This window comes from Fictibacillus phosphorivorans (assembly GCF_001629705.1).
Classification (GTDB): domain Bacteria; phylum Bacillota; class Bacilli; order Bacillales; family Fictibacillaceae; genus Fictibacillus; species Fictibacillus phosphorivorans_A.
This window is the reverse complement of the sequence record NZ_CP015378.1, coordinates 3,802,356-3,824,122: the sequence shown is the minus strand read 5'-3', so window position 1 is coordinate 3,824,122 and position 21,767 is coordinate 3,802,356. Positions and strand designations below refer to the sequence as shown.

At 35.9% G+C, this 21,767-nt stretch carries 23 protein-coding genes; 19 read left to right on the top strand and 4 right to left on the bottom strand.

What is annotated here, in order from left to right:
• Positions 1–64: 64 nt before the first annotated feature.
• Both ABE65_RS19405 and ABE65_RS19400 read right to left on the bottom strand, forming a co-directional pair.
• On the bottom strand, positions 65–1,318 hold the full coding sequence (locus tag ABE65_RS19405; protein ID WP_066398640.1) for a hypothetical protein: 1,254 nt from the start codon (positions 1,316–1,318) through the stop codon (positions 65–67).
• Positions 1,318–1,875, bottom strand: a complete 558-nt coding sequence (locus ABE65_RS19400; RefSeq protein ID WP_082861514.1) for a sigma-70 family RNA polymerase sigma factor — start codon at positions 1,873–1,875, stop codon at positions 1,318–1,320. Before ABE65_RS19400 ends, ABE65_RS19405 begins: the two co-directional genes overlap by 1 nt.
• A 343-nt stretch (positions 1,876–2,218) precedes the next feature.
• On the opposite strand from ABE65_RS19400, the gene ABE65_RS19395 reads away from it, so the two are divergent.
• Positions 2,219–2,590, top strand: coding sequence for a hypothetical protein (locus ABE65_RS19395; RefSeq protein ID WP_066398634.1), 372 nt, complete (start codon positions 2,219–2,221; stop codon positions 2,588–2,590).
• Between the two features lie 506 nt (positions 2,591–3,096).
• Here ABE65_RS19395 and ABE65_RS19385 read toward each other — a convergent pair.
• Together ABE65_RS19385 and ABE65_RS21635 are read right to left on the bottom strand one after the other, a co-directional pair.
• On the bottom strand, positions 3,097–3,603 hold the full coding sequence (locus ABE65_RS19385) for a DUF2628 domain-containing protein (protein ID WP_066398622.1): 507 nt from the start codon (positions 3,601–3,603) through the stop codon (positions 3,097–3,099).
• A gap of 226 nt (positions 3,604–3,829) precedes the next feature.
• Positions 3,830–3,949, bottom strand: coding sequence for an anti-repressor SinI family protein (locus ABE65_RS21635; protein WP_156499214.1), 120 nt, complete (start codon positions 3,947–3,949; stop codon positions 3,830–3,832).
• 372 nt (positions 3,950–4,321) lie between these two features.
• Between ABE65_RS21635 and ABE65_RS19380 the strand changes: the two genes are divergently transcribed.
• From ABE65_RS19380 to ABE65_RS19290, 18 genes are all read left to right on the top strand, one after another.
• A complete protein-coding gene (locus ABE65_RS19380) occupies positions 4,322–5,554 on the top strand; it encodes a glycosyltransferase (protein WP_066398619.1) in 1,233 nt (410 codons plus the stop codon).
• The gene (locus ABE65_RS19375; protein WP_066398616.1) at positions 5,551–6,954 is read left to right on the top strand and encodes a sugar phosphate nucleotidyltransferase; all 1,404 of its coding nucleotides are present in this window, start codon (positions 5,551–5,553) and stop codon (positions 6,952–6,954) included. Before ABE65_RS19380 ends, ABE65_RS19375 begins: the two co-directional genes overlap by 4 nt.
• 110 nt (positions 6,955–7,064) lie before the next feature.
• Positions 7,065–7,895: a hypothetical protein gene (locus ABE65_RS19370; protein ID WP_156499213.1), complete on the top strand. Its 831-nt coding sequence runs from the start codon at positions 7,065–7,067 to the stop codon at positions 7,893–7,895.
• A gap of 47 nt (positions 7,896–7,942) precedes the next feature.
• Entirely contained in the window at positions 7,943–8,872 is a 930-nt protein-coding gene (locus tag ABE65_RS19365) for a hypothetical protein (RefSeq protein WP_082861510.1), read from the top strand.
• A 100-nt stretch (positions 8,873–8,972) separates the two neighbouring features.
• The gene (locus tag ABE65_RS19360) at positions 8,973–9,695 is read left to right on the top strand and encodes a YveK family protein (protein WP_066398612.1); all 723 of its coding nucleotides are present in this window, start codon (positions 8,973–8,975) and stop codon (positions 9,693–9,695) included.
• A complete protein-coding gene (locus ABE65_RS19355) occupies positions 9,682–10,305 on the top strand; it encodes a CpsD/CapB family tyrosine-protein kinase (protein ID WP_066398610.1) in 624 nt (207 codons plus the stop codon). Before ABE65_RS19360 ends, ABE65_RS19355 begins: the two co-directional genes overlap by 14 nt.
• 14 nt (positions 10,306–10,319) lie before the next feature.
• Entirely contained in the window at positions 10,320–11,783 is a 1,464-nt protein-coding gene (locus ABE65_RS19350) for an oligosaccharide flippase family protein (protein WP_082861509.1), read from the top strand.
• Positions 11,767–13,017 (top strand): O-antigen ligase family protein, encoded by a 1,251-nt coding sequence (locus ABE65_RS19345; RefSeq protein ID WP_066398608.1) that lies wholly within the window; start codon positions 11,767–11,769, stop codon positions 13,015–13,017. The genes ABE65_RS19350 and ABE65_RS19345 overlap by 17 nt, the downstream gene beginning before the upstream one ends.
• Positions 13,014–14,072, top strand: a complete 1,059-nt coding sequence (locus tag ABE65_RS19340) for a glycosyltransferase family 4 protein (protein ID WP_066398605.1) — start codon at positions 13,014–13,016, stop codon at positions 14,070–14,072. Before ABE65_RS19345 ends, ABE65_RS19340 begins: the two co-directional genes overlap by 4 nt.
• An 87-nt stretch (positions 14,073–14,159) precedes the next feature.
• Positions 14,160–14,492: a helix-turn-helix domain-containing protein gene (locus tag ABE65_RS22345; RefSeq protein ID WP_330998129.1), complete on the top strand. Its 333-nt coding sequence runs from the start codon at positions 14,160–14,162 to the stop codon at positions 14,490–14,492.
• 133 nt (positions 14,493–14,625) lie between these two features.
• A complete protein-coding gene (locus ABE65_RS19330; RefSeq protein WP_066398601.1) occupies positions 14,626–15,057 on the top strand; it encodes a hypothetical protein in 432 nt (143 codons plus the stop codon).
• A gap of 136 nt (positions 15,058–15,193) precedes the next feature.
• A complete protein-coding gene (locus tag ABE65_RS19325) occupies positions 15,194–15,649 on the top strand; it encodes a hypothetical protein (RefSeq protein ID WP_066398599.1) in 456 nt (151 codons plus the stop codon).
• A 20-nt stretch (positions 15,650–15,669) separates the two neighbouring features.
• Positions 15,670–16,125 carry a hypothetical protein gene (locus ABE65_RS19320; protein WP_066398597.1) on the top strand — a complete coding sequence of 152 codons (456 nt, stop codon included), beginning with the start codon at positions 15,670–15,672 and terminating at the stop codon, positions 16,123–16,125.
• Between the two features lie 552 nt (positions 16,126–16,677).
• Complete coding sequence (locus ABE65_RS19310; RefSeq protein ID WP_066398594.1) at positions 16,678–17,052, top strand: DUF2750 domain-containing protein; 375 nt, start codon at positions 16,678–16,680, stop codon at positions 17,050–17,052.
• 28 nt (positions 17,053–17,080) lie between these two features.
• Complete coding sequence (locus ABE65_RS19305; RefSeq protein WP_066398591.1) at positions 17,081–17,632, top strand: hypothetical protein; 552 nt, start codon at positions 17,081–17,083, stop codon at positions 17,630–17,632.
• Positions 17,633–17,877: 245 nt separating this feature from the next.
• Complete coding sequence (locus tag ABE65_RS19300) at positions 17,878–18,915, top strand: ABC transporter substrate-binding protein (protein WP_066398589.1); 1,038 nt, start codon at positions 17,878–17,880, stop codon at positions 18,913–18,915.
• A gap of 22 nt (positions 18,916–18,937) precedes the next feature.
• Complete coding sequence (locus tag ABE65_RS19295; RefSeq protein ID WP_066398587.1) at positions 18,938–20,068, top strand: ABC transporter ATP-binding protein; 1,131 nt, start codon at positions 18,938–18,940, stop codon at positions 20,066–20,068.
• Entirely contained in the window at positions 20,065–21,765 is a 1,701-nt protein-coding gene (locus ABE65_RS19290; RefSeq protein ID WP_066398585.1) for an ABC transporter permease, read from the top strand. The genes ABE65_RS19295 and ABE65_RS19290 overlap by 4 nt, the downstream gene beginning before the upstream one ends.
• Positions 21,766–21,767 lie beyond the last annotated feature (2 nt).

Below are 21,767 nucleotides of genomic sequence, written 5' to 3'. Positions count from 1 at the left end.
CATTAGTCCTTTAGAACTAAATCCCCCAAAACCACGCTGTATAAACGTGATTTTGGGGGGAAGTTTATTTAAAATCTCTTAAATAACTTGGATCATCTTTTATTCGCAGATCTACTCTATAGAGATCTTTGGTTTCTGCAATTCCTCTAGAAATATCAAGTAATTGCTTAGAACTCTCCGAATAAAAATATACACTCTCACTTCGTTCATGAATATGATATGGCTTTCCAAGCTGTTGTATCAACGCATCTCTCTCTTTCTTTTTTAGATAAAAGCTTAAAGTAAAGGCTCGGTTTTGATTCATATAATTGATACTAAGAAACTCATAAGGAGGAGAATCATTTATTTTAGTTTTCCAACTATAAGTACTTTGTGCATCATATTCAATCTCTGAAATATACTTTTGATCATAAAGCCCGAGGACTTTTACGGTTTCTTCTAAAGTCATTTCGGTAGTTACACCATTAAAATAATACTTACCTCCTTGATAAGAAACATTTACTTTATCAAAAGGAGTTTTCTTTTGTTCTTTTATTTCTTCAGGTTTTTCTACTATAGCGGACTCTTCGGCTAACTCTACTTCTTCATTAATAATTGTATTGTCAGGTGTGTCAGTAGATTCAACATTTTTTTCCTCTATGCTAGTGTTCTCTTCTTGTGATTCTACCTCTTTTTCTTCTTTTGATAAATATGTTATATCATTTATAACAAACGAGGTTAAAATATTTTCCTTGCTGTATATTTCTACTTCTACGGCATCCTTAAATGTGTTTTCATCAATAATACCAAGGTCAACAGTGACTACTTTCTTAAAAGAGTAACTTTCATCGGGTTTTAATATTTGATTAGTAGGAGTTTCTATAATTAAGCTTTCTGCTCCTAAAGCTTTTGCTACATCTTCATCTAAGATATTTACTTTTGCCTGAACCGGTTCACTATTATAATTTGTTGTATTTACAACCGTTCCTGAAATCGTAAGTTCTCTTTTACTAACCTCAAAAGACAGCGTACTGGAAGCTTGGGTTAATTTCTGAGCGTAATGGACTTTAGGTTTCTTATTTTCTTTTTTAATTTCAATCGCCGTTTGGGGTTCCAAATACGTGTCAATCAATGTATAAGAGGTAAAAACAATCCCAGCAAAAAGAGCTGCTGTCAGGAGTTTTGGAAGAAATGTATTCTTTCTCTTCCCTACTTTATTGTTGAAAGATGAGTTACGTATAGAAAGTAAAATGTTTTCTTCATCTTTTTTTGTGAAAACGGGATTTGTAGAAATTTGTTGATCCAGTGTTTGTCTAAGATCTTTAAGTTTTTTTTCCATTATCGCTCACCTCCTAGATGAATATAGGAATCTTGTAACTTTGTTCTCGCTCTACTTAAACGGGTCTTGACTGTCGATTCATTTATCGTCAACAACTCACATATTTCTCGAATAGAAAATTCCTTATAATAGTGTAATAAAATGACTTCTCTATATTTTATCGGCAGAGAGAGTACGGCTTGATACAAAAGTTCATCCTCACTGTTTGAAACGACCCCATCTTCAGCAGAGTCGACACTTCCATTTGAATTTGCAGTGAATTTATCTGTAAGAGCAAGCTTTCGATAGCTCCAACTTTTTAAAAAGTCTTTTGACTTATTAATAGCTATTGTATAAATCCAGCTCTTTAATGCAGATTCTCCACGAAATGTATCAAGTTTCGTATACAATGCGATATAAACATCTTGAGTAATATCTTCAGCTTGCTGCCAATTCTTCACGAATGTATAAACGAGACGTTTGATCTCTTCGCCGTAGCATCTCATTAAGTAAACAGTGGCATCATCTTTAGTCATTCCATCAATACTTATGGAACCCCTTAATCCCTCACTTTTCACTAGCTGTCCTCCTTAGTTGTATTTCCGATAGTAAGACGACGATATAGTAACATAAGTTTCATAAATTTAGAATACCAGTATAATATTACCATTTAGGGGTCTGACCCCATACAATTACAAAGTACTGAATATGTGCACTAGGAAAGGACACCGCAATTTGCTGTGTCCTTTCCGATGTATCTCCAATAAACAAAATCCAACCATATTTACCTCGAAAAGAGGAGAAGGGAAGAAGAGAGCGAAAGTAATAAGTAATATCTTTATGTAAAGAAACCGTGTAAACTGTAAGGAATTCATTACGATATGATAAATATCTACAGCTAATAAATATGGAGGTGTTACCATGAATTTATTCTCATCGATTACCGAAGAAAGTTTTGATTATTTAATACGAGATTATGGATTTTCTGAGCCGGTCGATACAGATGGGAGTTGGAAGACAACCTTCTTATACGTTAACGATCAGCTAGAAATTGAAATAGAATTAAATTACCGAGATATGGATACGTTTATTTACATGAGAAGGTTAGATCATAAGCAAAAAGAGCAATCACCACGTATGCAACTAGAAGAGATTCTTAATGTTGAACCTATTAAAAGTAATGGAGATCAAACAACAATTGAGCAATTTGAAAAAGGAATTACGAATAAGGCAAAATTATTAGAGAATAACCTAAATCAAATCATAAGCAAAACTGAAAAGATTTTTTCGTAAAATTGAAGTTTCTCGCGTATTGTAAGAATCGCAACGAATATCCGTTGTGATTTTTTTGTTTTCTTGTTTGAAGTTTCTAAGACGAATCTAATGAGAGTAAAGAATGAAGGGGATAAGATGGCTGGAATAACTTTTAAGATAAAAGGAGAGAAGAAAGTTATATTATGTGATGAGAAAATCCACGGGTATTTGCGATAAAGAGAAGGGGATAATGTGAAATACGGAATACTTCTTAACCTGGATCCCTACTCGTATTGTGAGTTTAAAAGCTCTCAAATTCAAAAACTCACTTTACTTTGTGACGACTTAATAGAAAAATATAATGATGAATTTAGTTGGCAACATAATAGGGTACGGAAATTTTGTACAAAGTTCAAGACATTTTGTTTAGAGGCACTGGAGAAGAAGAAGCATATAGTTGGTTCAGGTGATTAGTATTTCATCTAAAAAAAAAGAATATAAGCAAAAAGATAACTCATTAGTCGAGTTATCTTTTTTTACAGGAATTATGCAAAAGTAAGTGTCAATCCAATTGTAATAGCCAAATATCCTAAAAACATTAAGACTGCGAAGAAAGCTCCTTTTCCACTCGTACCACCGCGTTTACGAAGTTCATGCATCTTCTCCTCATCGCTGACCGAAAGCTGATTAACCTCTTGTACTTGTTTTTCAGCGTGCTTTCTATAAAACATATTACCTGTAATCCCTAGAGCTCCAGCAAGTCCATAACCTAATCCTCTACTGATTGCTGCGCCATCAAAACCAATGAAAAGAATAATGATGTCTATTGCTAAAAAACCAAGAATGATATAAACAACAGGTTTGAGCATTTTTCTGTAACCAAGCCAAAAAATAGTTAATAAACAAGCCGCCCAGTTCCAACTGTTGTCTTTTTGCCATTTTCTTAAGTAAAAGTCTTTCTTCTTTTCACCTACAAATGCCTCGAACTTTTCTTTTTCTGCTAATTGGCCGTCAAATAATTTTGAATTAGCGTAATTTGTTTGAATGTCCAATCTGCATCTCCTTTCTCTAAACAAGAAACTCACCTTAATATTCCATTATTTAGAAAAAGTGAAACCTGTTTTTCTAACGCGAAACTGTTTCTATATAAACTATAAAAAATACCCCCCGAGGATTTTATTTCGGCTGGGTTTATTTTTCTTAAATTGAACTATTGTACCGAGGGATAAAGTATGTTTCAGGGAGTAAACTTAAATTTGCAACACACTTTTCCCACTGTTATTTACTGTTTTTTGTACATTTTAAAAAATCTCTTATATCTTGTTTCGTCAGTCCTTGATCTTTCGCCTCTATAATTAATTCAATCCATTCTTTGTCTAAAGACAAGATATGGTCCATAGGAACTTCCCCCCATATAAACATTTTTATAATTTTGTGATGTTTATATACTCTCAAAATAGCAATCAATTAAACATTGGAAACTAATTTTTCTAAATAGTTAAATTATATATTTCGATTATAAACAGGGGTTATTAAAAATGTTGTCATAAAATGGAATATTTAAATACGAAGTACAGATTGAGTATATTTTACTATAAATGAATAAGTAGATTTGTTAATAACCATTTTTTTGAAAGGTGAATGTTCTTAAAAACGAATTATTTGTTCTTTAAATCTTGCGTTCTCGTCTAACACCTACTATAATCATAAGAAATTGTACTTTTTAAAGAACGATTAGTGTTGTATAAAAAACAAAGGGTAGGTGATCACTTGAAGATTTTATTTGTTTCACCTCGATTTCCGTATCCTCCTAAAAAAGGAGATCAATTAAGAGCTTATAACCAGTTGAGAGGGTTAAAAGCATTAGGCCATGAAGTGCATTTAATCTCCTTTGGAAAACAACAACCTATTCCGAATGAAGTCCACCAATTATGCAAAAAAGTGACAATTGTTCCACATAGTAAACGAACAGCAATAAAAAGTATGTTCCTCGGTTTGTTTAAGAAATGGCCTTTACAAACCTCCCTCTATTATTCTAATGAACTTCTTCAGATTTTGAGAAATGAAACGAGTAAAGAACAATATGATATCGTTCATCATCAACTAGTGCGCCTCTATCCATATCAGTCAACGATTAATCATGTTCCAAATGTAATAGACTTTGTTGATTCTATCTCTCTTAATCTCAAACGGTCTGCACAGCTTAAGAAATCGTTAATAAATCCAATTACTCGTTGGGAAGCTAAAAACGTACATAATATGGAACAGGTAGCAAGTTCTCGTTATGACGGAGGTATTTTTATTTCAGATATTGATAAAAACAATGTTTCATTAAATCGTGACACACTAATCACCATTGCGAACGGGGTCGATCTTAAGTACTTCTCTTACAAAAAACAATTAACTACCAAAAACAACTTCGTATTCGTCGGGAATATGAGCTATGCTCCTAACCGAGATGGTGTGAAGTATTTTATTAAACATATTTTTCCTCTTATAAAAGAGAAGATGGAAGACTTTACTTTTTATGTCGTAGGAAGAAATCCAACGCAAGACCTTATACGTCTCTGCGCAAAACATAAAAATATTGTTTTAACAGGGGAAGTGGATGATGTGAGAAAATATCTATGGGATGCTAAGTTATTTGTTTGCCCGCTGAAAAGTGGTGCGGGATTACAAAATAAAGTGTTGGAAGCCATGTCATGCGGCATCCCTGTCATTACCACATCAATCGTCAGTGAACCGATTAAGGCAATAAATGATCAAAGTATTATTGTCAGAGATCGAGATGAAGAATTTGCTGAAAAAATTGTTGATCTGCTCTCTGATCCAATGAAGTTAAATGATATACGAAAAGAAGCAAGGACATTTGTTGAGAGCAACTACAAATGGGAACATTTAAACCATCAATTAATTGATTTTTACAAAATGACTATTAATAAGCACATTAGTAAGAGGAACCCTACACCACAAAAGGAAGTAAAAGCCGAGGTGATAGGATGAAAGTAATTCTTTTATCAGGAGGCTCGGGGAAAAGATTATGGCCACTGTCTAATGATGCGCGATCTAAGCAATTTCTAAAAGTACTGAAAGATAAAAATAATGTTAGCCAATCAATGATTCAGCGTGTTTGGAATCAATTAACGGAGGTTGATCTTGCTAGTTCAACACTAATTTCTACAAGTATGGCTCAAGTAGATTTGATCTTGAACCAGTTGAATCCAACGAATGGCATTATTGTTGAGCCTGAAAGACGAGATACTTTTCCGGCAGTTTGCTTAGCAGCCTCTTATCTTTATTCAGTATTAAATATAGATCCTAACGAAGTAGTTGTCGTTTTACCTGTCGATCCATATGTTGAAAATGAATTTTTCTATAAAATTATGGAGCTTGAAACAGCTCTTCAACAATCAAATACTCAAATTGCATTAATTGGTGTACAGCCGACGTATCCATCTGAAAAGTATGGGTACATTATTCCGAGTTATGAAGGTGATGATTCGTGGAATAAAGTACTTCATTTTAAAGAGAAACCAACCCAAGTCTTAGCCGAGGAGTTCATAAGTCAAGGTGGTCTTTGGAATTGTGGTGTTTTTGCCTTCAAATTAAGTTATATTCTTTCTTTGTTAAGGATGATGGAATTTCCTGTTCAATATGAGAGTTTGCTAGAAAACTATTCTCTTTTACCACGGGACAGTATGGATTATGCAGTAATTGAAAAAGAGAAGAATGTTATTGTTTTAAAATATGATGGGTACTGGAAGGATCTAGGGACATGGAATACTTTAACAGATGAAATGGATACAAACCCATTAGGTAAAGGAACTATAAGTGATGATTCAGTAAATACTCACTTAATCAATGAGCTGGATATACCTATTACCGTAATTGGAGGAATGAATCTCATTGTGGCAGCTAGCCCTGATGGAATTTTAGTAGCGGATAAAGAAAAAAGTCATAGGGTTAAAAAATTACAACAATTTGACCATCAAATACCTATGTATGAAGAGCGAAGGTGGGGATGGTATAAAGTATTGGAACATAGAAAAGTTGATGAACAAAGAGAGGTACTGACAAAAAGGTTAGTGATTAACAAGGACAAGTTCTTAAGTTATCATACTCACTTTCATAGGCATGAAGTCTGGACCATTATTAAAGGCGAGGGAGAATTTGTATTAAACGGAGAAATAAAAAGAGTTACTGCAGGGGACGTACTTGAAATCCCACCTAAAGCCACGCACAGTATAAAAGCAACTATAGATTTAGAGATTATTGAGATTCAAAGCGGTCCAAAATTATCGGAAGAAGACAAATTATGTGTATACACAAGCTGGGATGATCTTGAGAAGTTATTCCATAGCAATTCTATTGTTAAACCACCCAGAGATAGAGTGGCATTTTAACCATTAATTTCATATCTTATAGTATCTGTTAAGCTTGTCTTTCCCTTAGGTATAGGCATGCATGAATAGAGTAACAAGCAGTAAAGCTTGTTATGAAAGGTATGATTTTAATGACAATTAATGTGGAGAATTTTAGTGGTGTAAATGATGCTGCAGCCGTTCAGTCTGCAATAGATTATGCCTTTTCACATAATAGTTTCAAAACTGTTTTGCTTTCAGATCGAGATTACTATATAACAGGTAAAATCGTCATTAAAGAAGGTATAAGACTACTATTTGGTTATGGAACACGGTTTGTAGTAAATGGTAACTTTAGAGTTTTGGAACTTCAAAAAAATGCATCGTTAGAAGGAGCTTATATTGCAATTGATGATGTAAACTTCAATTCGCCAGTAATATACTTGGATGGGAAATACAAATACTACAATACGTGGAATAAAACCTTGATTAAAGATATTAATATTGTAAACTGGAGCGGCAGTTATAAGGGAACAGGGTTACATCTATATTCTAACGGTACGGGTCACGAGATCTCATTTGTGAATTTTGAAAACATCAATATCGCTGGTCTAAATACAGCTGTACGTTTACAGAGCACAAAGCCAGCAACAGGGTATAGCTGGGTGAATGCGAACCGTTTTACGAATGTATCAATTGATGATTGTGTTCAAGGCATTGTGTTTAACTCGAGTGAAAGTATACCGAATGAATGTAGTGGGAACGTTTTTTCGAATTTGCAGATTCAGCCTTCTACCAAAACCGTTAAATTAGTCACTATATCTGGTCAGTACAATGAATTCAATGGCATGGCATGGGATCTATCCCTAGTTCGTAATAATACGTTAGTAGAATTCTTGTCACAAAGTTCGTATAACAAGATAAATATTCGAAGCATCCCGACTTCACGTATTGTAGATAAAGGAAAGTTTAACCTTAAGTAAATCGTTCGAAACTCCAATAACTTGGAGTTTTTAAGTGGGGGTTATGTATGTCCAGACCGGTTTTCGGATACCTCTTTCTTACAGCTTTACTCACCGCTGTATTGACGTTGATCCTTCAGCAGATGTACATCAAATCTACCAATATAGAAACACATGGTAATGATTTGAAAGATGATGCTATAGTCATCCAGCAAGCTATTAATAGTAGTTTTAAGAATAAAGAGGGGCTAGTGAAGTTGACTGGCAACAAGAAATATGTGATTCGATCAGGTATAGTGATCAAAGAAGGTGTAACGTTAGAACTCGGAAAAAATACTAAAATCCTAATCGATGGGAATTTTAGGGCTATACAGCTTGAAAAAAATGCCACTATTATCAATGGAACCATAGAAGTGATTGATCCCAAATTCAATTCAGAAGTGGTTTTTATAGACGGAAAGCATAAGTTTTGGTCATGGGAACGAACGGAAGTTACGAATGTTTCCATTATCAATTCTAGCGGATCTCATAAGGGGTCAGCTCTCTCGCTATATGCAACGGGCGATGAAAGCTTTATCAGCTTTGTCAATTTTGTAAATAATAAAGTGGCAGGGTTTAATAATGGCATCCAGATTGTTGTAGAGCCTAGTGGTAACAAGAAAGGACAGAGTTGGATTAATGGAAACCGTTTTGTGAACATGACATTAGATGATTGTGTAAATTATATTGTTATAGACTCATCTGTTTCCATACCAAATGAAAGTTCTGGGAACCAGTTTACTGGATTGCAGATTCAACTGTCCCAAATTTCTCAAACGATAATTAAAGTGAGCGGATCTTACAATACGTTTCAAGGCATGGTTTGGGATCAACACCTGTTAAATACTCCGAATAAAGTTGTCCAATTTACTCAAGAATCTGCACATAACATGCTAGACATGAACATTGAAAGATTTTCTATTATGGATAAAGGAAATCTAAATAGTTACACAGAATAATACAGATAGTTTGTTCTTTAAAATGAACAAAACACAAAACTTAATATTTTTTTTACTCATCAAGTTCATTATTTAGAACAACCACTTGAGGAGGTTAAGGATGGAACAGAGAATAGATCTAAAAAAATTTCTTCAAATTTTAAAAAATAGAGCTATTACAATTATGGTAACCACCTTGTTTGTTACGGCTATTGCAGTAATAGTCTCCATGTATTTTGTAAAACCTTCATTTGAAGCGACGGAATATATTATTGTGGGTAAAGAACAAAATGAAAATAGCTATACGGAAAATCAAGAACTTATTCGTATTTTGGCGTCTGCCGTAGACTTAATAAAAAGCCCCATTGTTCTTAATGCTGTTAGTGCTGAACTAGGCAATCAAAATAGTCTTAAAGAGCTTGAAGAAAATATATCGGTTCAAAATAATAAGGATTCTCAAATTATTCATATTGTCATTAAGGAATCGAGTCCAGAAGTTGCAAAACAAATGGCATATGCAGTGGGAAATGTTTCCGTTCAAAAATTAAATGATCTGCTGAATGTAAAGAACCTAAAAATCGTAAGTAAATCAGAATCTGATATCTCAGTCAAACAAGTCGGTAATTCTCTGTCTAACATCGCTATTGGATTGTTTGTAGGATTATTCATGGGAATAGGTCTAGGAATGCTGAAGGAGTATTTTGATCATTCCATAAATGATCCTTCAGAGGTAGAAATGACCCTCGGTCTACCAGTATTAGGGCATATTCATGTAAAAAAGAAAGAAAAATATTTATTTCAAAACAAATCTGTTCAACGAGGTGAGATAAGTGTTAAGGCGTAAAAAGAATTCAGTCATGAATTACAACCAAAGTACAGAAGAAGTTAGGATATTAAGAAGTAACATTGAAAAACAATTGGAAGATAGTCACTCTCAAATCGTGATGATTACTTCGCCAAAAGGACCATCTCATCACATCTATATCTCATCTCAACTAGCCATCTCTTTTGCAGAACAAGGAAAGAAAGTATTGTTAGTCGATGCAAATTTAAGAAATCCAACGTTGCATACTTATTTTAATATTTCAAATACAAAAGGTTTCTCTGATGTAGTTATGCAAGGTGAGAACGGATTTCTACATGCTCAAAATGATTATATAAGAGGTCTCTCCATTCTTACAGCCGGAAATCTATTTGAAACGCCAGTTGACTTATGGGTTAGTAAAAAGATCGAACATGTAGTGAATAACTGGAAACAAAGGTTTGATTTCGTCTTATTTCATGCTCCTAGTTATTTGGAAATATCAGATGCTCAAGTTTTGGTCGACCAATGTGATGGGGTTTTGCTTGTTGTTCAGTCCGGTAAAACAAAAATAGAAGACGCTGTAGCAGCGAAAAAACAAATCAATCAATCTAAAAAACCAATACTCGGTGTAATCTATCAAACAGGGTAGAAAGGTGTAGGGCAATGAAAGAAGTGATACCCAATTCAATATCTAAAAATATCTTTCATCTATTATATAGTACAGCTGCAGCGAGCTTTCTGAATGCTTTGGTTCTTATCTACTTAGCTTCTTATCTAGAGGCTTTTCATTATGGGATGTTCAGTGTGGTTTTAGCTTCAGCAATGGTCATGGGGTATTTTACGGATGCAGGTCTAACGGAGATTGCAATAAGAGAAGGTTCAAAAAAAGAGGCTGATCGAGTTGCTATCTTATCTTCTTATCTTAAGGTGAGGGCGCTGCTTCTCCTTCTAACATTAGCAGGCGGTGCTTGTTATATTTCCTTTTTTTATAATGATAATCCTGAGTTAACAAAGTTGGCATATTGCTTATCAATTCCCATGGTATTCGGGTTAGCTTTCCAAGGAATAGGTACCATGTTCTTTCAATTGGTTCAAAAGATGCAATACATCGGTTTTATTAAGATGTTTACAGCATTGTTGTTGATCTGCACCCTTGGAATGAGTATGTTTCTTTCTCTTACACCAGTAATTGTTTGTTTTTTGTATGGTTTCTCCTACTTTATAGCAGGGATATTTGCACTCGTATTGGTGGCGAGACATATTCCCTTTCGTCTTGATGTTCCTTTTTTACCAGGGTTCTTAAAAAATTTTACTTCTTTCATGTTAAGCGGTTTGTTATTCATCATAACTCCTCAATTAGGACCTATTATTCTAGAGAAAACACTAACATTAAAAGAAGTAGGACTGTTTGCGGTAGCCTATCGCATACCGCAAGCACTGCAGCAGTTACCATTAATTGTTGCTGGAGCTTATCGACCTGTTATGTTTACTCACTTTCATAGAAAGCGAATGGATCAGCATGTAGATTTAAATGTAACACTTATTAAACTGATGGCGATATGTGGAATGGTTATCACGATCCCTCTATTCTATTTATCAGATGAAATTATATTGTTCTTATTCGGCGAGAGCTGGCTGCTTTCTTCTCAAGCACTAAAGATATTGTCTCTCCTTTTATTGATTCAAGCTGTTGGAGTCGGTTTAGCTGATGGTTTAACGACGAGGGGATTGCAGAAATTTCGAACGGGAATTCAGTTATTTTCAGTTTTAACTGGGATTGCTGTCTATATCCTTTTTAGCAACACCTATGGAATAACAGGAGGAGCCTTAGCTGGTCTTTCTGTTGAGTTGATAGCTCTTATTGGTTATTATTTATTCCTTCCTCAAAAAAGAACAATAGCGTTAAAGTCCTTTGTACCTTATTTCCTTTACTTTGGTTTGTTTTTGTATCTCTGTTCCTTGATTATGACTACATATCCATACCTTGCTGCAGTCATTCATCTAATGAGTGTTGGATTTCTAGTAATTCTAGATAAAGAAATGAAGCGAAAGCTAGTGGGATTGTATGACATTGTACGTTCAAAATTAAAGATGAGGGAGAGGGTGGAAGATGCAATCCATAAATAAACGAGAGAACTTTCAACTTAGTTTGTTCTTACTATTTCTGCTTGTATTCTTAGGAAAATATAGTTTATATATTGGATTTGCTTTGAAGCCATACATGATCTTTTTAGTTCTCTTTTATGTCATCTATCTATCGAGTATACATTTCTATAAGCTTCAATTATTCGAGTGTGCCATGCTTTTATTCTATATGGTCTATTGTTTATCTGGTGTATTTGCTCTCTACAGTTCAATGAGCTTACGTATTGTATGTGGAATTGCTTTATATTTGTTCTGTTATTTTCTTATGAAAAGCTTAATTAGCTCTTCAAACACACATTCTATTGAACGTTCAATCTCTTATGCAGGAATCGTGTTTAACTTAGGATGCTTACTGTTATACGTATTAGGGTTAAAGAAGTTAAACTTTATTCTTCAGGGAGATGGAATCTATTCACTAGGTGTATTCATGGATCGTGAATATCCTCGTTTAATCGGTCTTGTAGCGGATCCTAATTACCTTGTATTTTATAACACACTTTTCTTCACTTACTTTCTTTGCAACCTTAACCATAATCGAAACCGTATAGGGATGCTTTTATGCATCATAACGAGTGTTCTTTCTTTTTCAAGAGGAGGATTAGTAGCATTTATTGCTATTTTCCTCTTGTATATTCTCATTTTGAATAACCCCATCAAGCAACTAAGATTATTGATTGGGACATTTCTTGCTATTGCCGTTTCCTTTTATCTTGCGGTTACTTTTCTAAGCTTTGATATTTTTGGTGTGATTCAATCTCGGATGCAAGATTTTTCAAGTGATGGAGGTAGCGGCAGATTTGAACTATGGGGAAGAGCGTGGGAATATTTTTTGAGTAGTCCATTGATTGGAGTAGGGGCATCGAACTTTCTTCCGTACAACCAATTTCAGTTCGGTGATTCTTTGCAGGTGCATAATACCTTTTTAGAGATATTATCAGAAACAGGAATCATAGGAGCATTTTGTTTTATGATATTCCTTCTTCTAACCATCTATCAATTATTTCAACATAGAGTTTATGAGAAAAAGCCATATCTATTCTTAGCGTTTTTTGGTTTTTTATTGCAGATGATGTCGTTATCAATCATTATAAACGATCTGTTTTTTATGTATTTAGCTGTTCTTTCTGTCTACTTTCATCAAGAAGAGAATAGGCAGAAAGAACAGGCAGAGGACAAATTTTCGAGCGGAATTTTACGAGGAGGTGTTAGTCTATGAATATCCTTTTAATGACTGATAAGTTAACCACAGGAGGCGCTGAAATTTATTTTTGCAAGCTTGAGAATAATTTACCTCAAGACAAAGTTACCGTGTATACAGCAGCGGGGTCAGGAGAGCTCTACAAGCACATAAAACACAAAGATCGATTTTTAGAACTGAGTAAATCCAATCATTTATTAAACTTATGGAGAATTCGCAAACTCATCCGCAACAAAAAAATTGACATCATTCACGCTAACAGCTTAAGAGTAGTGCTATTGCTGCTGTTCATTCGATTGACCATCCTTCAGTCCTTTCAGTGCATATATACAAAGCACAATGTGACAATCCTTGAAAAACAGGCGCCTGATCTTTTTGTATTTCTTTTAAATAAATTTGTAACCAAAGTAATAACGGTCAGTCATTTTGAAAGAAATCATTTAATTGATTTAGGGGTTCATAGACAAAACATAACGACCATCTATAATGGAGTGGACTTAGATCAATTTCAATATCAAGATAAACGATCTGAGATGGTGTTCAAGGTCGGAATTTTAGCAAGACTTTCTGAAGAAAAAAACCATACGCTATTTATAGATATTGCTAATCAATTACAGCAACATACAAATATTGAATTTTATGCAGCCGGAGATGGGCCAGACTACCAAATCATTAAAGATAAAATAATCAAGGCGAACTTAGAACATAGAGTTAAGTTGTTAGGAAATATAGATGAGCCTGAGAAGTTTATAAAAGAGATGGACGTTTTAGTATTAACTTCTAAGCGAGAGGTATTTCCGATGGTAGTACTTGAAGCGATGGCTGTAGGCACACCTATGATTTCTATTGATAAAGGTGGTATAAAAGAAGCGATTATCAATAACGAAACAGGAATACTTATCTCAGAACACTCTGTAGACATGTACTGTACTAAAATAAGAGAGCTTCAACAGAATAAACAATTACGTTTAAATCTTACACGAAGAGCACGACAAAAAGTGATGAATGAATTCTCTTTAAACAATATGGTTACGAAAACATTTGAAGAATACGGCAGGTATCATTTTTTTTAAGGATAAAATTCTTAATCAAGAACAAATTTTTATGGATATTGAACGGATAGGATATAATTCTGAAAAAACATATAGGCGGGAGGCAGTATTATTGATAGAACCCTTGGACAGCACATTAAAAAATTAAGGTTATCAAAACGGTTTAGTATAACAAATTTAGCGTTTAAGGCAGGTATCTCAAAAGGGCACTTAAGTAATATTGAAAACCATGGCACCAGTCCCTCGGTTCATGTATTGAATAAGCTAGCCTTTGCTCTTGAAATTCCGGTTGAATCCATTATTAGTTATTCTGATAACCAACTTGATCCAGAATGGGCAAATTTAATGATCCAAGCACAAAATATAGGAATTAGTAAAGAAGAAGTCAAATCCTTCTTAGCTTACGAATCATGGAAAATCTTTTTAAAGAAAGATGGATAGCTTTAATTCAGATACTCAAACTCTCCGAAAAATATTAAATATTAAGATAAAGGGTTCCAATTTTCTAAAAAATATTGTAAAATAATTTGAAAATTAGGTTTCGTTTTAGCGGAATTGGGGAAGGAGAGTATATTTGGAGATGAAACATAACACATCAGGGTTTGGATTTGCGTTTATCTTCTTAGCAGGACTTTTTGCATTGGGACTTTATCAAACAGTGATGGTATGGGGGAACATTAATTTGTTCTTTGAACGAATTATGGGACTAACTTCTACTTCATTTATTTCTTCCATACTTCTATTCTGGTCAATCACGAGTGCATTTTGGATTCTTAGCTTGAAAGTTTTAGATCTTGCACATAAGACAGAGTTATATAACGCGAAGAATGCCGTGTTCGGCATGACATTTTTGTTCTTCGCCATTCCATTTGGTATCTGCGCCCAAGTGTACCACGCGCTTAATATCAATTCTGGCGTGACAACAATCACTACTGCACTTTTCATCATGACAATAGTTTCGTTTATTATTGGATTTGTTTTCAAATTTAGAAAGACTGCCCGTTAATCAACGAGTTTTAAGTAGCCATCGAATTCTCTTACGAATGAGATGGCTATTTTAGTGCGCTGAACTGACTATTTGCTTCCGAAAACCCAACCATAAAAAACCTCACATATTAATAAATTCGATCGGATGTTTTCGTATGAAAAAGAAAGTAAGTATCCCAATCGTGCTCTTAGGTATTTCAAGTATCTTAGTCATTGATGTTCCATTTTTTCATTACCCCATTAGTACACCTAAGTACCTTGTAAATGTAGATACAAAAGTGAACTATGTACCATTTAAAGACACCAAAAAGTACGCCACAATCAAAAGATGTGGAAACGATTGTAGTGAGGTCAAATATCACTACAAAAAGAATAATCGGTATCTGTCCATACTTGTTACTGATAAGTTAAGTGCTTCAAGTGACTCTATATGGGATAAAAGCAGAATGATAGGTAAGACAAAATTCTTTTATGAAAAAAGAAAAGATGAACAATTATTAGCATGGATCGATAAGAAACATGAAAAAGAAATTTTTATAACGTATAAGGGCAATAAAAAAATCAACCGAAACGAGTTAGTGAAAGTTGCTAACTCGTTATCTATTAAATAGTTTTAGAATCGAGGTGTGTTATGAAGAAATACGAAAAAATGTTGATAGCGATAAACGACGAAGACTTTAATTGTTATTCCAATAAAGGAGATTGGCTATACATTGCAAATAGAAAAGATACAAAGAAAGGACTGTTTCGATTACCGAACTACCTGCATTACTTTGTATCATTAAATGATCAGCGTCTGCCATCAGAAATTGGCGTGGTAAAAACCATTAACGGTCAGATTACAGCAAAAGAATTAGCAGAACTCGATTTTAAAAGTAGAGATAAAGACTTGAAACTCATTACAGATGAAACGATAAGTGAATATGAGTGGTTCTTAGAAAAAGTGAATGCCCAACCCGACCATACTCCCATGGCTGTCACGTGGTTTGAAAGAGTATTTCCTAAAAAAGAGAAAGAACTAAGGATACATAAGAAATTCTTCACAGGGCTAACGAAAGACGAAAAAAAAGAAATATTCGAAGTCTAATTCTATTGATAAGTGACAAAATGCACAAATACCGAGTGACAAGATACAATCCATTATTCCGGGATGCTGAAGGATGTTTTACCCGCGATGATTGGACGAGCATAAGTGATATTGGAAATTGAAAATCAAGAACTAACGATAGAAATGTACAAAAAAACAGAGGACTCTTACATAAAAGCTGTACATCTAACAATGGATTTTTTAAATCTTCCACATTTACATGCGAGAAATATCATAAAAAGTTTCAAGGATGATCAGTTTCTAACACAAATAAATGCCTATATGGAATTGTACCCAAATGACTTGCTGCATTATTATTTCTCAACTAACAACAACGAGAAAATAACCTATGAGCATATAGACAAACATTGTAGATTACAACTAAGAGAGGACTTGGGCTCGGCGGTTTTTTATCCAAGAAAATGCAAGCTGTTTATCGGTTATGATTATTTGATGAGTGTTCATTCGCATATTCCATTAAATCCAATCTTTCAATCCATACAGAATTTAGGGCTATTTGTTGAAGATTTCTAAATAAGGAGGAACAACTAAATGAAATTTATAAAAAAAATAATGTTAAACCGTCCTGCCGAAAAGCGGCTTGTTTATTTTTATAGCATGGTGGCGACCGATGAACAGGTATGGCTATTGGAGAACAAGCATGGCGATCTATTCGTTACGGAAGGTGATGAAGATTATGAGTTTTTGTTACCTGTTTGGCCAAGTCGAAGTTTTGCTGAAATGGAAGCTGCAAATCTTAAGAAATCATATAAAGCGTTCAACATGCCGCTTTCTCAGTTTATAGATCACTTACTTGTTGATCTTGAAGAAGACGGTGGTGCAGCTGCTATTTTCCCGAGTGAGAAAGACACGATGGTTCAAACGCGTAAAGAAATAAAAGAAATAATCGATCAAATGAATGACTGATACGAACCAAGGTTAAGGGAGACTATTTATGAAAATTGATTATCAATTAACAGGTACTGGATGGGCAGAGTGTGTTTTCGTATTAAATGATAAAAAGTATACGTTCTGGCCAGGTTACTTAACAGACGCACTTGGCGAAATTCTAGAGGCTCTATTGAACATCAACCCCATATACACAGAAGAATGCTATCTAGAAGATGGTGCTAGTGCGAGATGGGATGCTGAGCCTCAAGAAACAGAATGGAAGTTTAAGTACCTAGGTAAAAATCAAATGGAGATTGAACTCTATCATTATGAAGATGAAAGATCGAATCCCGAGATAGATATAAAATTCCAGTATTCATATGATGAGTTCCTTAAAGCTTGGGTTGATATAAGTGAACAGCTTCTTTTAGAATATGGAATCGTCGGGTATAAAGAGATGTGGGTTCAATATGAATTTCCGTTAAGCAATTTCTTAAAATTAAAATATTATCTAGAGCATCATACTGAGTTTCCAGTGGATACAAAAACGATTGACGAGATTACGATGAAAAAGAGCAAGATCGAGATGGAATTGGCTTATATAAAAGGAATCTAAAATAAAAACCACTAGATAGGTTTTAAACAATAATTTCCTACCATTGTAAAGAAATTGTAAATTTTTTATTTCAAAATGGTTGTAAAATTCAGATAATTTTGTATAATGATAGTAATCGAATATGGACGGGAAGAGACCATGAGAAGAAACCCAATTTGTAATCCTTTCTTTTGAAAGGGTTTACATTGGTGTTTCTTCTCTTTTTTCTTTGCCGAAAAATCGATCATACACTTATAGGGGGTTGAATGATGAAAAGGTCTTTTTCAATTTTTACTTCTGTATTTTTAATGATGAGTATACTCTTACTCACGGCATGTGCGGGTGATCAAGATTCTGGTGGAGGAGATGGAAAAGGGGAAATTACATTCTACTCTCCTGAGACTCCTGATATGACGAAGGAACTTGGACAGAAATTTGAAGAGCTTCATGATGGCTCAGTTAACGTTCAGTATGCGGGTACGAACGTACTCGTGAACCGCATGATGGCGGAAAAAGATAATCCTCAAGGTGATGTTTGGTACGGAGGGGGAGGAATCCTTCCGTTTGAAGCGGCTGTAGACAAAGGGATTGTCGGAAAATACATCCCTGACTTTGCAAAAGATTGGGATACGGTGGAAGACGGAATTAAAGTGAAGCATGAAGATGGTAAGTATGTTGGTGTTGAAGTATTTGTACTCGGTTTTGCTTATAACACGGACCTTGTAAAAGCGGATGAAGCGCCAAAGACTTGGGATGACCTGCTTGATCCTAAATGGAAAGGGAAGATTCAGTTCTCCAATCCGGCAGCATCAGGTACGGCAACACTTATGGTTTTAAACCAGATGATGCAGCGCGGTGAAGCGGAAGGCTGGGACTACTTTAAGAAGCTAGTAGACCAAGCGAACTCTATGCCAGATTCAGGCTCTGCTCCAACAAAAGCAGTATCTATGGGTGAAGCACACATTGGTGTAGGATTCGACTTCATGGCATACGAGCAAAAAGCCAAAGGAGAGAGTGTGGACTTTGTAGTACCGGATAAGACGCCGATCCTAGTTAACCCAGTGTCTATCGTGGAAGGCGGTCCGAATCCTGAAGGCGGGAAGAAGCTGATCGATTTCTTATTATCAAAAGAGGGTCAACAAATTCTAGCAAACTGGTACCATATCCCGATCAATCCAGATGTGGAATCCAAAACACCTCTTACACTTGAAAAAGTAAAATCTCATGCCGTAGATCTAGATATCGATTGGGTGAATGAGAACTATGACCGTGTAAGAAACGAGTGGAAAGAGAAATTTCAGTAATACACATTAGGGGTGGTCGAGAATGGGTTCAGTCAAAGTTTCAGAGCTAACAAAAGAGTTTTCAGGTGTTCATGCTCTAAAGAACGTTAATCTAGATATCCGAGAAGGCGAGTTCTTCGCTCTTCTTGGACCATCAGGTTGCGGCAAAACGACAACGATGCGTTGTATTGCAGGGTTTGAACAACCAACATCAGGAATGATTCAAATCGGAGAGACAAAAGTAAACCATATTCCTCCGAACAAAAGAAACTGTGGGATGGTGTTCCAAAGCTATGCGCTATTTCCACATATGAACGTATTTGAAAATGTTGCATACAGCTTAAACATTAAACAGCTCAACTCAAGCAATATGGCGGCTAAGCTTCCGATCTATTTACGGCTGCTTAACAGAAAACTAGGGAAGTATCCGAAGCCGATCGAACAAAAGGTAATGGAAATCCTTCAATACGTGGAACTTGATAAGCACGCCACTCGCCTCACAAGTGAACTGTCTGGCGGTCAGCAGCAGCGTGTGGCACTTGCTAGAGCTCTTGTTATGGAACCGGCTGTTCTTTTAATGGATGAACCGTTGTCGAACCTCGATCAAAAGCTACGCCACTCGATGCGGAATACGATTCGCCGCATTCAACAAGACCTTGGTATCACAACCATATTTGTTACACATGACCAAGAAGAAGCAATGAGTATGGCAGACAGAGTTGCGGTTATGGATAGTGGGGAAGTGAAGCAGATCGGAACGCCGATTGAGCTCTATAGTAAACCTTCTACACCGTTCATCGCGAATTTTGTCGGGACATCAAACGTCTTAAAAGGGACGGTAGTTGGGGAAGAGAATGGCTATTCGGTTGTAAAAGGCCATGGCTTTCTCATTAAATCAACAAATCATGTACAGCAAAAAGAAGTGAACGTGATCGTGCGTCCTGAAAACATTAAAGCGTTCAAACCGGGGACGATCAGTTCTGACGAATTAACCAACATTATTGAAGGAACGGTACTCGTTTCCACTTATCTTGGTTCGATCGTTCGCTACGACATTCAAGTAGAAGAATACCAGCTAGTCGTGGATACTACGTTTGTTCCAGGTGAGGCGATCTTAACAGAAGGAGAGAGGGTGCAGTTAACCATCGATCCTGAGAGGGTGTTGTTAATATGAAGAACCGTCTCAGTTCTTTTAACGAACTCACCTTTGTAAAAGTATTGATCTATCTTTTCTTTGGTGTTTTTCTGTTGTTGCCTCTTGTTTCGGTATTCTTAGTCAGCTTCACAGGTCAACCTATCAATCTGCTCGGTTCAATCACCAATTCAAACATCTTACAATCGACCATTGAAAAATTTAGTTCAGCGTCGTTTGATAACTACGAAAAGATTTTCACGAACAAAACATACTTTTCAGCGGTTCAAAATAGCTTAGAGCTCGCCATTCTCGTCTCATTGATCGTCATCGTGATGTGTATACCAATTGCTTATGGTATCGCGCGTACGACGATGCCTTTCAAAAGGACGATTGCAGCACTATGTACGATTCCACTAATCGTTCCAACGTTTATCTCAGCCTATGCGATCATCATCATGTTCGGCCGTGCAGGATGGGTGACGTACATCTACAACTCTCTTGGCGGGGAAGGGATGCTGCTCGATCCGTATTCCATTGCTGGAATCATGCTCGTCCAAGTTTTCTTCTTTTTTCCGTATGCGCTTTGGCCGATGGTGGCAGCGTTTAAAGTGAGTGACATCTCGCTTGAAGAAGCATCGCTGAACTTAGGTGCAAGAAATTGGTTTACCTTTATTTTTGTTACGTTTCCGCTTGCGATTCCAGGTGTGATCTCGAGTGCACTATTAATTTTCACCGTTTCGTTCTCAGATTTTGGGACACCGATCATTCTCGCTCCTAAAGATCTGAACTTGCTCGTTGTTGAGGCATACCGTGAGATTGCAGGTTTCTTCAACTGGGGTGGTGCGGCAATACTGACTGTCATCATGGTACTCGTAGCAGCGTTTTTCTTTTGGCTGCAGCACCTTTTTACAAAAGGAAAGAACTATGGATCTGTTTCTGGAAAACCGAAGCAACAGAAGCTGAATGATGCAAAAGGATTAACGCGCACGTTGTCTGTTTATTCTTTAGCCATTGTCATCATTCCGGTGCTTGCGATGTTATCCATCGTGCTGCAATCTCTTGCAACAACATGGGGAAAGAATCCACTTCCGAACGGTTACACGCTATCACACTATCAAACCATTTTCACAAGCTCAATGGGCAACATCCAGAATTCGATCGTCCTTGCGCTTGGTGCTTTAATCCTGAGTGTGATCATCGCTACATTCGTATCGTATTTTGTTGTCAGACAGAACTCTTCTAAACTTGATTTCATGACGTCGATCCCACTCGTAGTTCCAGGTATCGCGTTTGGTATCGCACTCATCCAAACGTTTAACACAGCACCTCTTCACCTGACAGGAACGGCACTTCTGTTGATTGTCGCCTATACGATCAGAAGGCTTCCGTACATGGTTCGATCGACGATGGGTACGATGCGTGCAATCAAGCAAGATATTGAAGAAGCGGCGGTTAACTTAGGTGCAACACCGTTAACAGCAGCGATTACAATCATCGGGCCATTGATGCTGCCAGGAATTGCAGCCGGATCCATTCTTGTTTTTATCACCGTTATTAAAGAAACGAGTATATCTATATTATTAGCGCCTGCAGACTGGGCACCAATGAGTCTAGCTATATTCCAAAACATACTGCGCGGTGAATACTACACAGCTGCTGCGATGTCTGTTGTTCTTGTCATAATCGTGTTAATTCTGCAAGCGATAGCAAACCGCATTTCAAAAAATCAACTATAAGA

Excerpts from the sequence above, each read along its gene's own strand:
- ABE65_RS19405 (WP_066398640.1), bottom strand. The coding sequence starts at position 1,318 with ATGGAAAAAAAACTTAAAGATCTTAGACAAACACTGGATCAACAAATT.
- ABE65_RS19395 (WP_066398634.1), top strand. The coding sequence starts at position 2,219 with ATGAATTTATTCTCATCGATTACCGAAGAAAGTTTTGATTATTTAATA.
- ABE65_RS21635 (WP_156499214.1), bottom strand. The coding sequence starts at position 3,949 with ATGGACCATATCTTGTCTTTAGACAAAGAATGGATTGAATTAATTATA.
- ABE65_RS19375 (WP_066398616.1), top strand. The coding sequence starts at position 5,551 with ATGAAAGTAATTCTTTTATCAGGAGGCTCGGGGAAAAGATTATGGCCA.
- ABE65_RS19370 (WP_156499213.1), top strand. The coding sequence starts at position 7,065 with ATGACAATTAATGTGGAGAATTTTAGTGGTGTAAATGATGCTGCAGCC.
- ABE65_RS19365 (WP_082861510.1), top strand. The coding sequence starts at position 7,943 with ATGTCCAGACCGGTTTTCGGATACCTCTTTCTTACAGCTTTACTCACC.
- ABE65_RS19360 (WP_066398612.1), top strand. The coding sequence starts at position 8,973 with ATGGAACAGAGAATAGATCTAAAAAAATTTCTTCAAATTTTAAAAAAT.
- ABE65_RS19350 (WP_082861509.1), top strand. The coding sequence starts at position 10,320 with ATGAAAGAAGTGATACCCAATTCAATATCTAAAAATATCTTTCATCTA.
- ABE65_RS19345 (WP_066398608.1), top strand. The coding sequence starts at position 11,767 with ATGCAATCCATAAATAAACGAGAGAACTTTCAACTTAGTTTGTTCTTA.
- ABE65_RS19340 (WP_066398605.1), top strand. The coding sequence starts at position 13,014 with ATGAATATCCTTTTAATGACTGATAAGTTAACCACAGGAGGCGCTGAA.
- ABE65_RS19325 (WP_066398599.1), top strand. The coding sequence starts at position 15,194 with ATGAAAAAGAAAGTAAGTATCCCAATCGTGCTCTTAGGTATTTCAAGT.
- ABE65_RS19320 (WP_066398597.1), top strand. The coding sequence starts at position 15,670 with ATGAAGAAATACGAAAAAATGTTGATAGCGATAAACGACGAAGACTTT.
- ABE65_RS19310 (WP_066398594.1), top strand. The coding sequence starts at position 16,678 with ATGAAATTTATAAAAAAAATAATGTTAAACCGTCCTGCCGAAAAGCGG.
- ABE65_RS19305 (WP_066398591.1), top strand. The coding sequence starts at position 17,081 with ATGAAAATTGATTATCAATTAACAGGTACTGGATGGGCAGAGTGTGTT.
- ABE65_RS19300 (WP_066398589.1), top strand. The coding sequence starts at position 17,878 with ATGATGAAAAGGTCTTTTTCAATTTTTACTTCTGTATTTTTAATGATG.
- ABE65_RS19295 (WP_066398587.1), top strand. The coding sequence starts at position 18,938 with ATGGGTTCAGTCAAAGTTTCAGAGCTAACAAAAGAGTTTTCAGGTGTT.
- ABE65_RS19290 (WP_066398585.1), top strand. The coding sequence starts at position 20,065 with ATGAAGAACCGTCTCAGTTCTTTTAACGAACTCACCTTTGTAAAAGTA.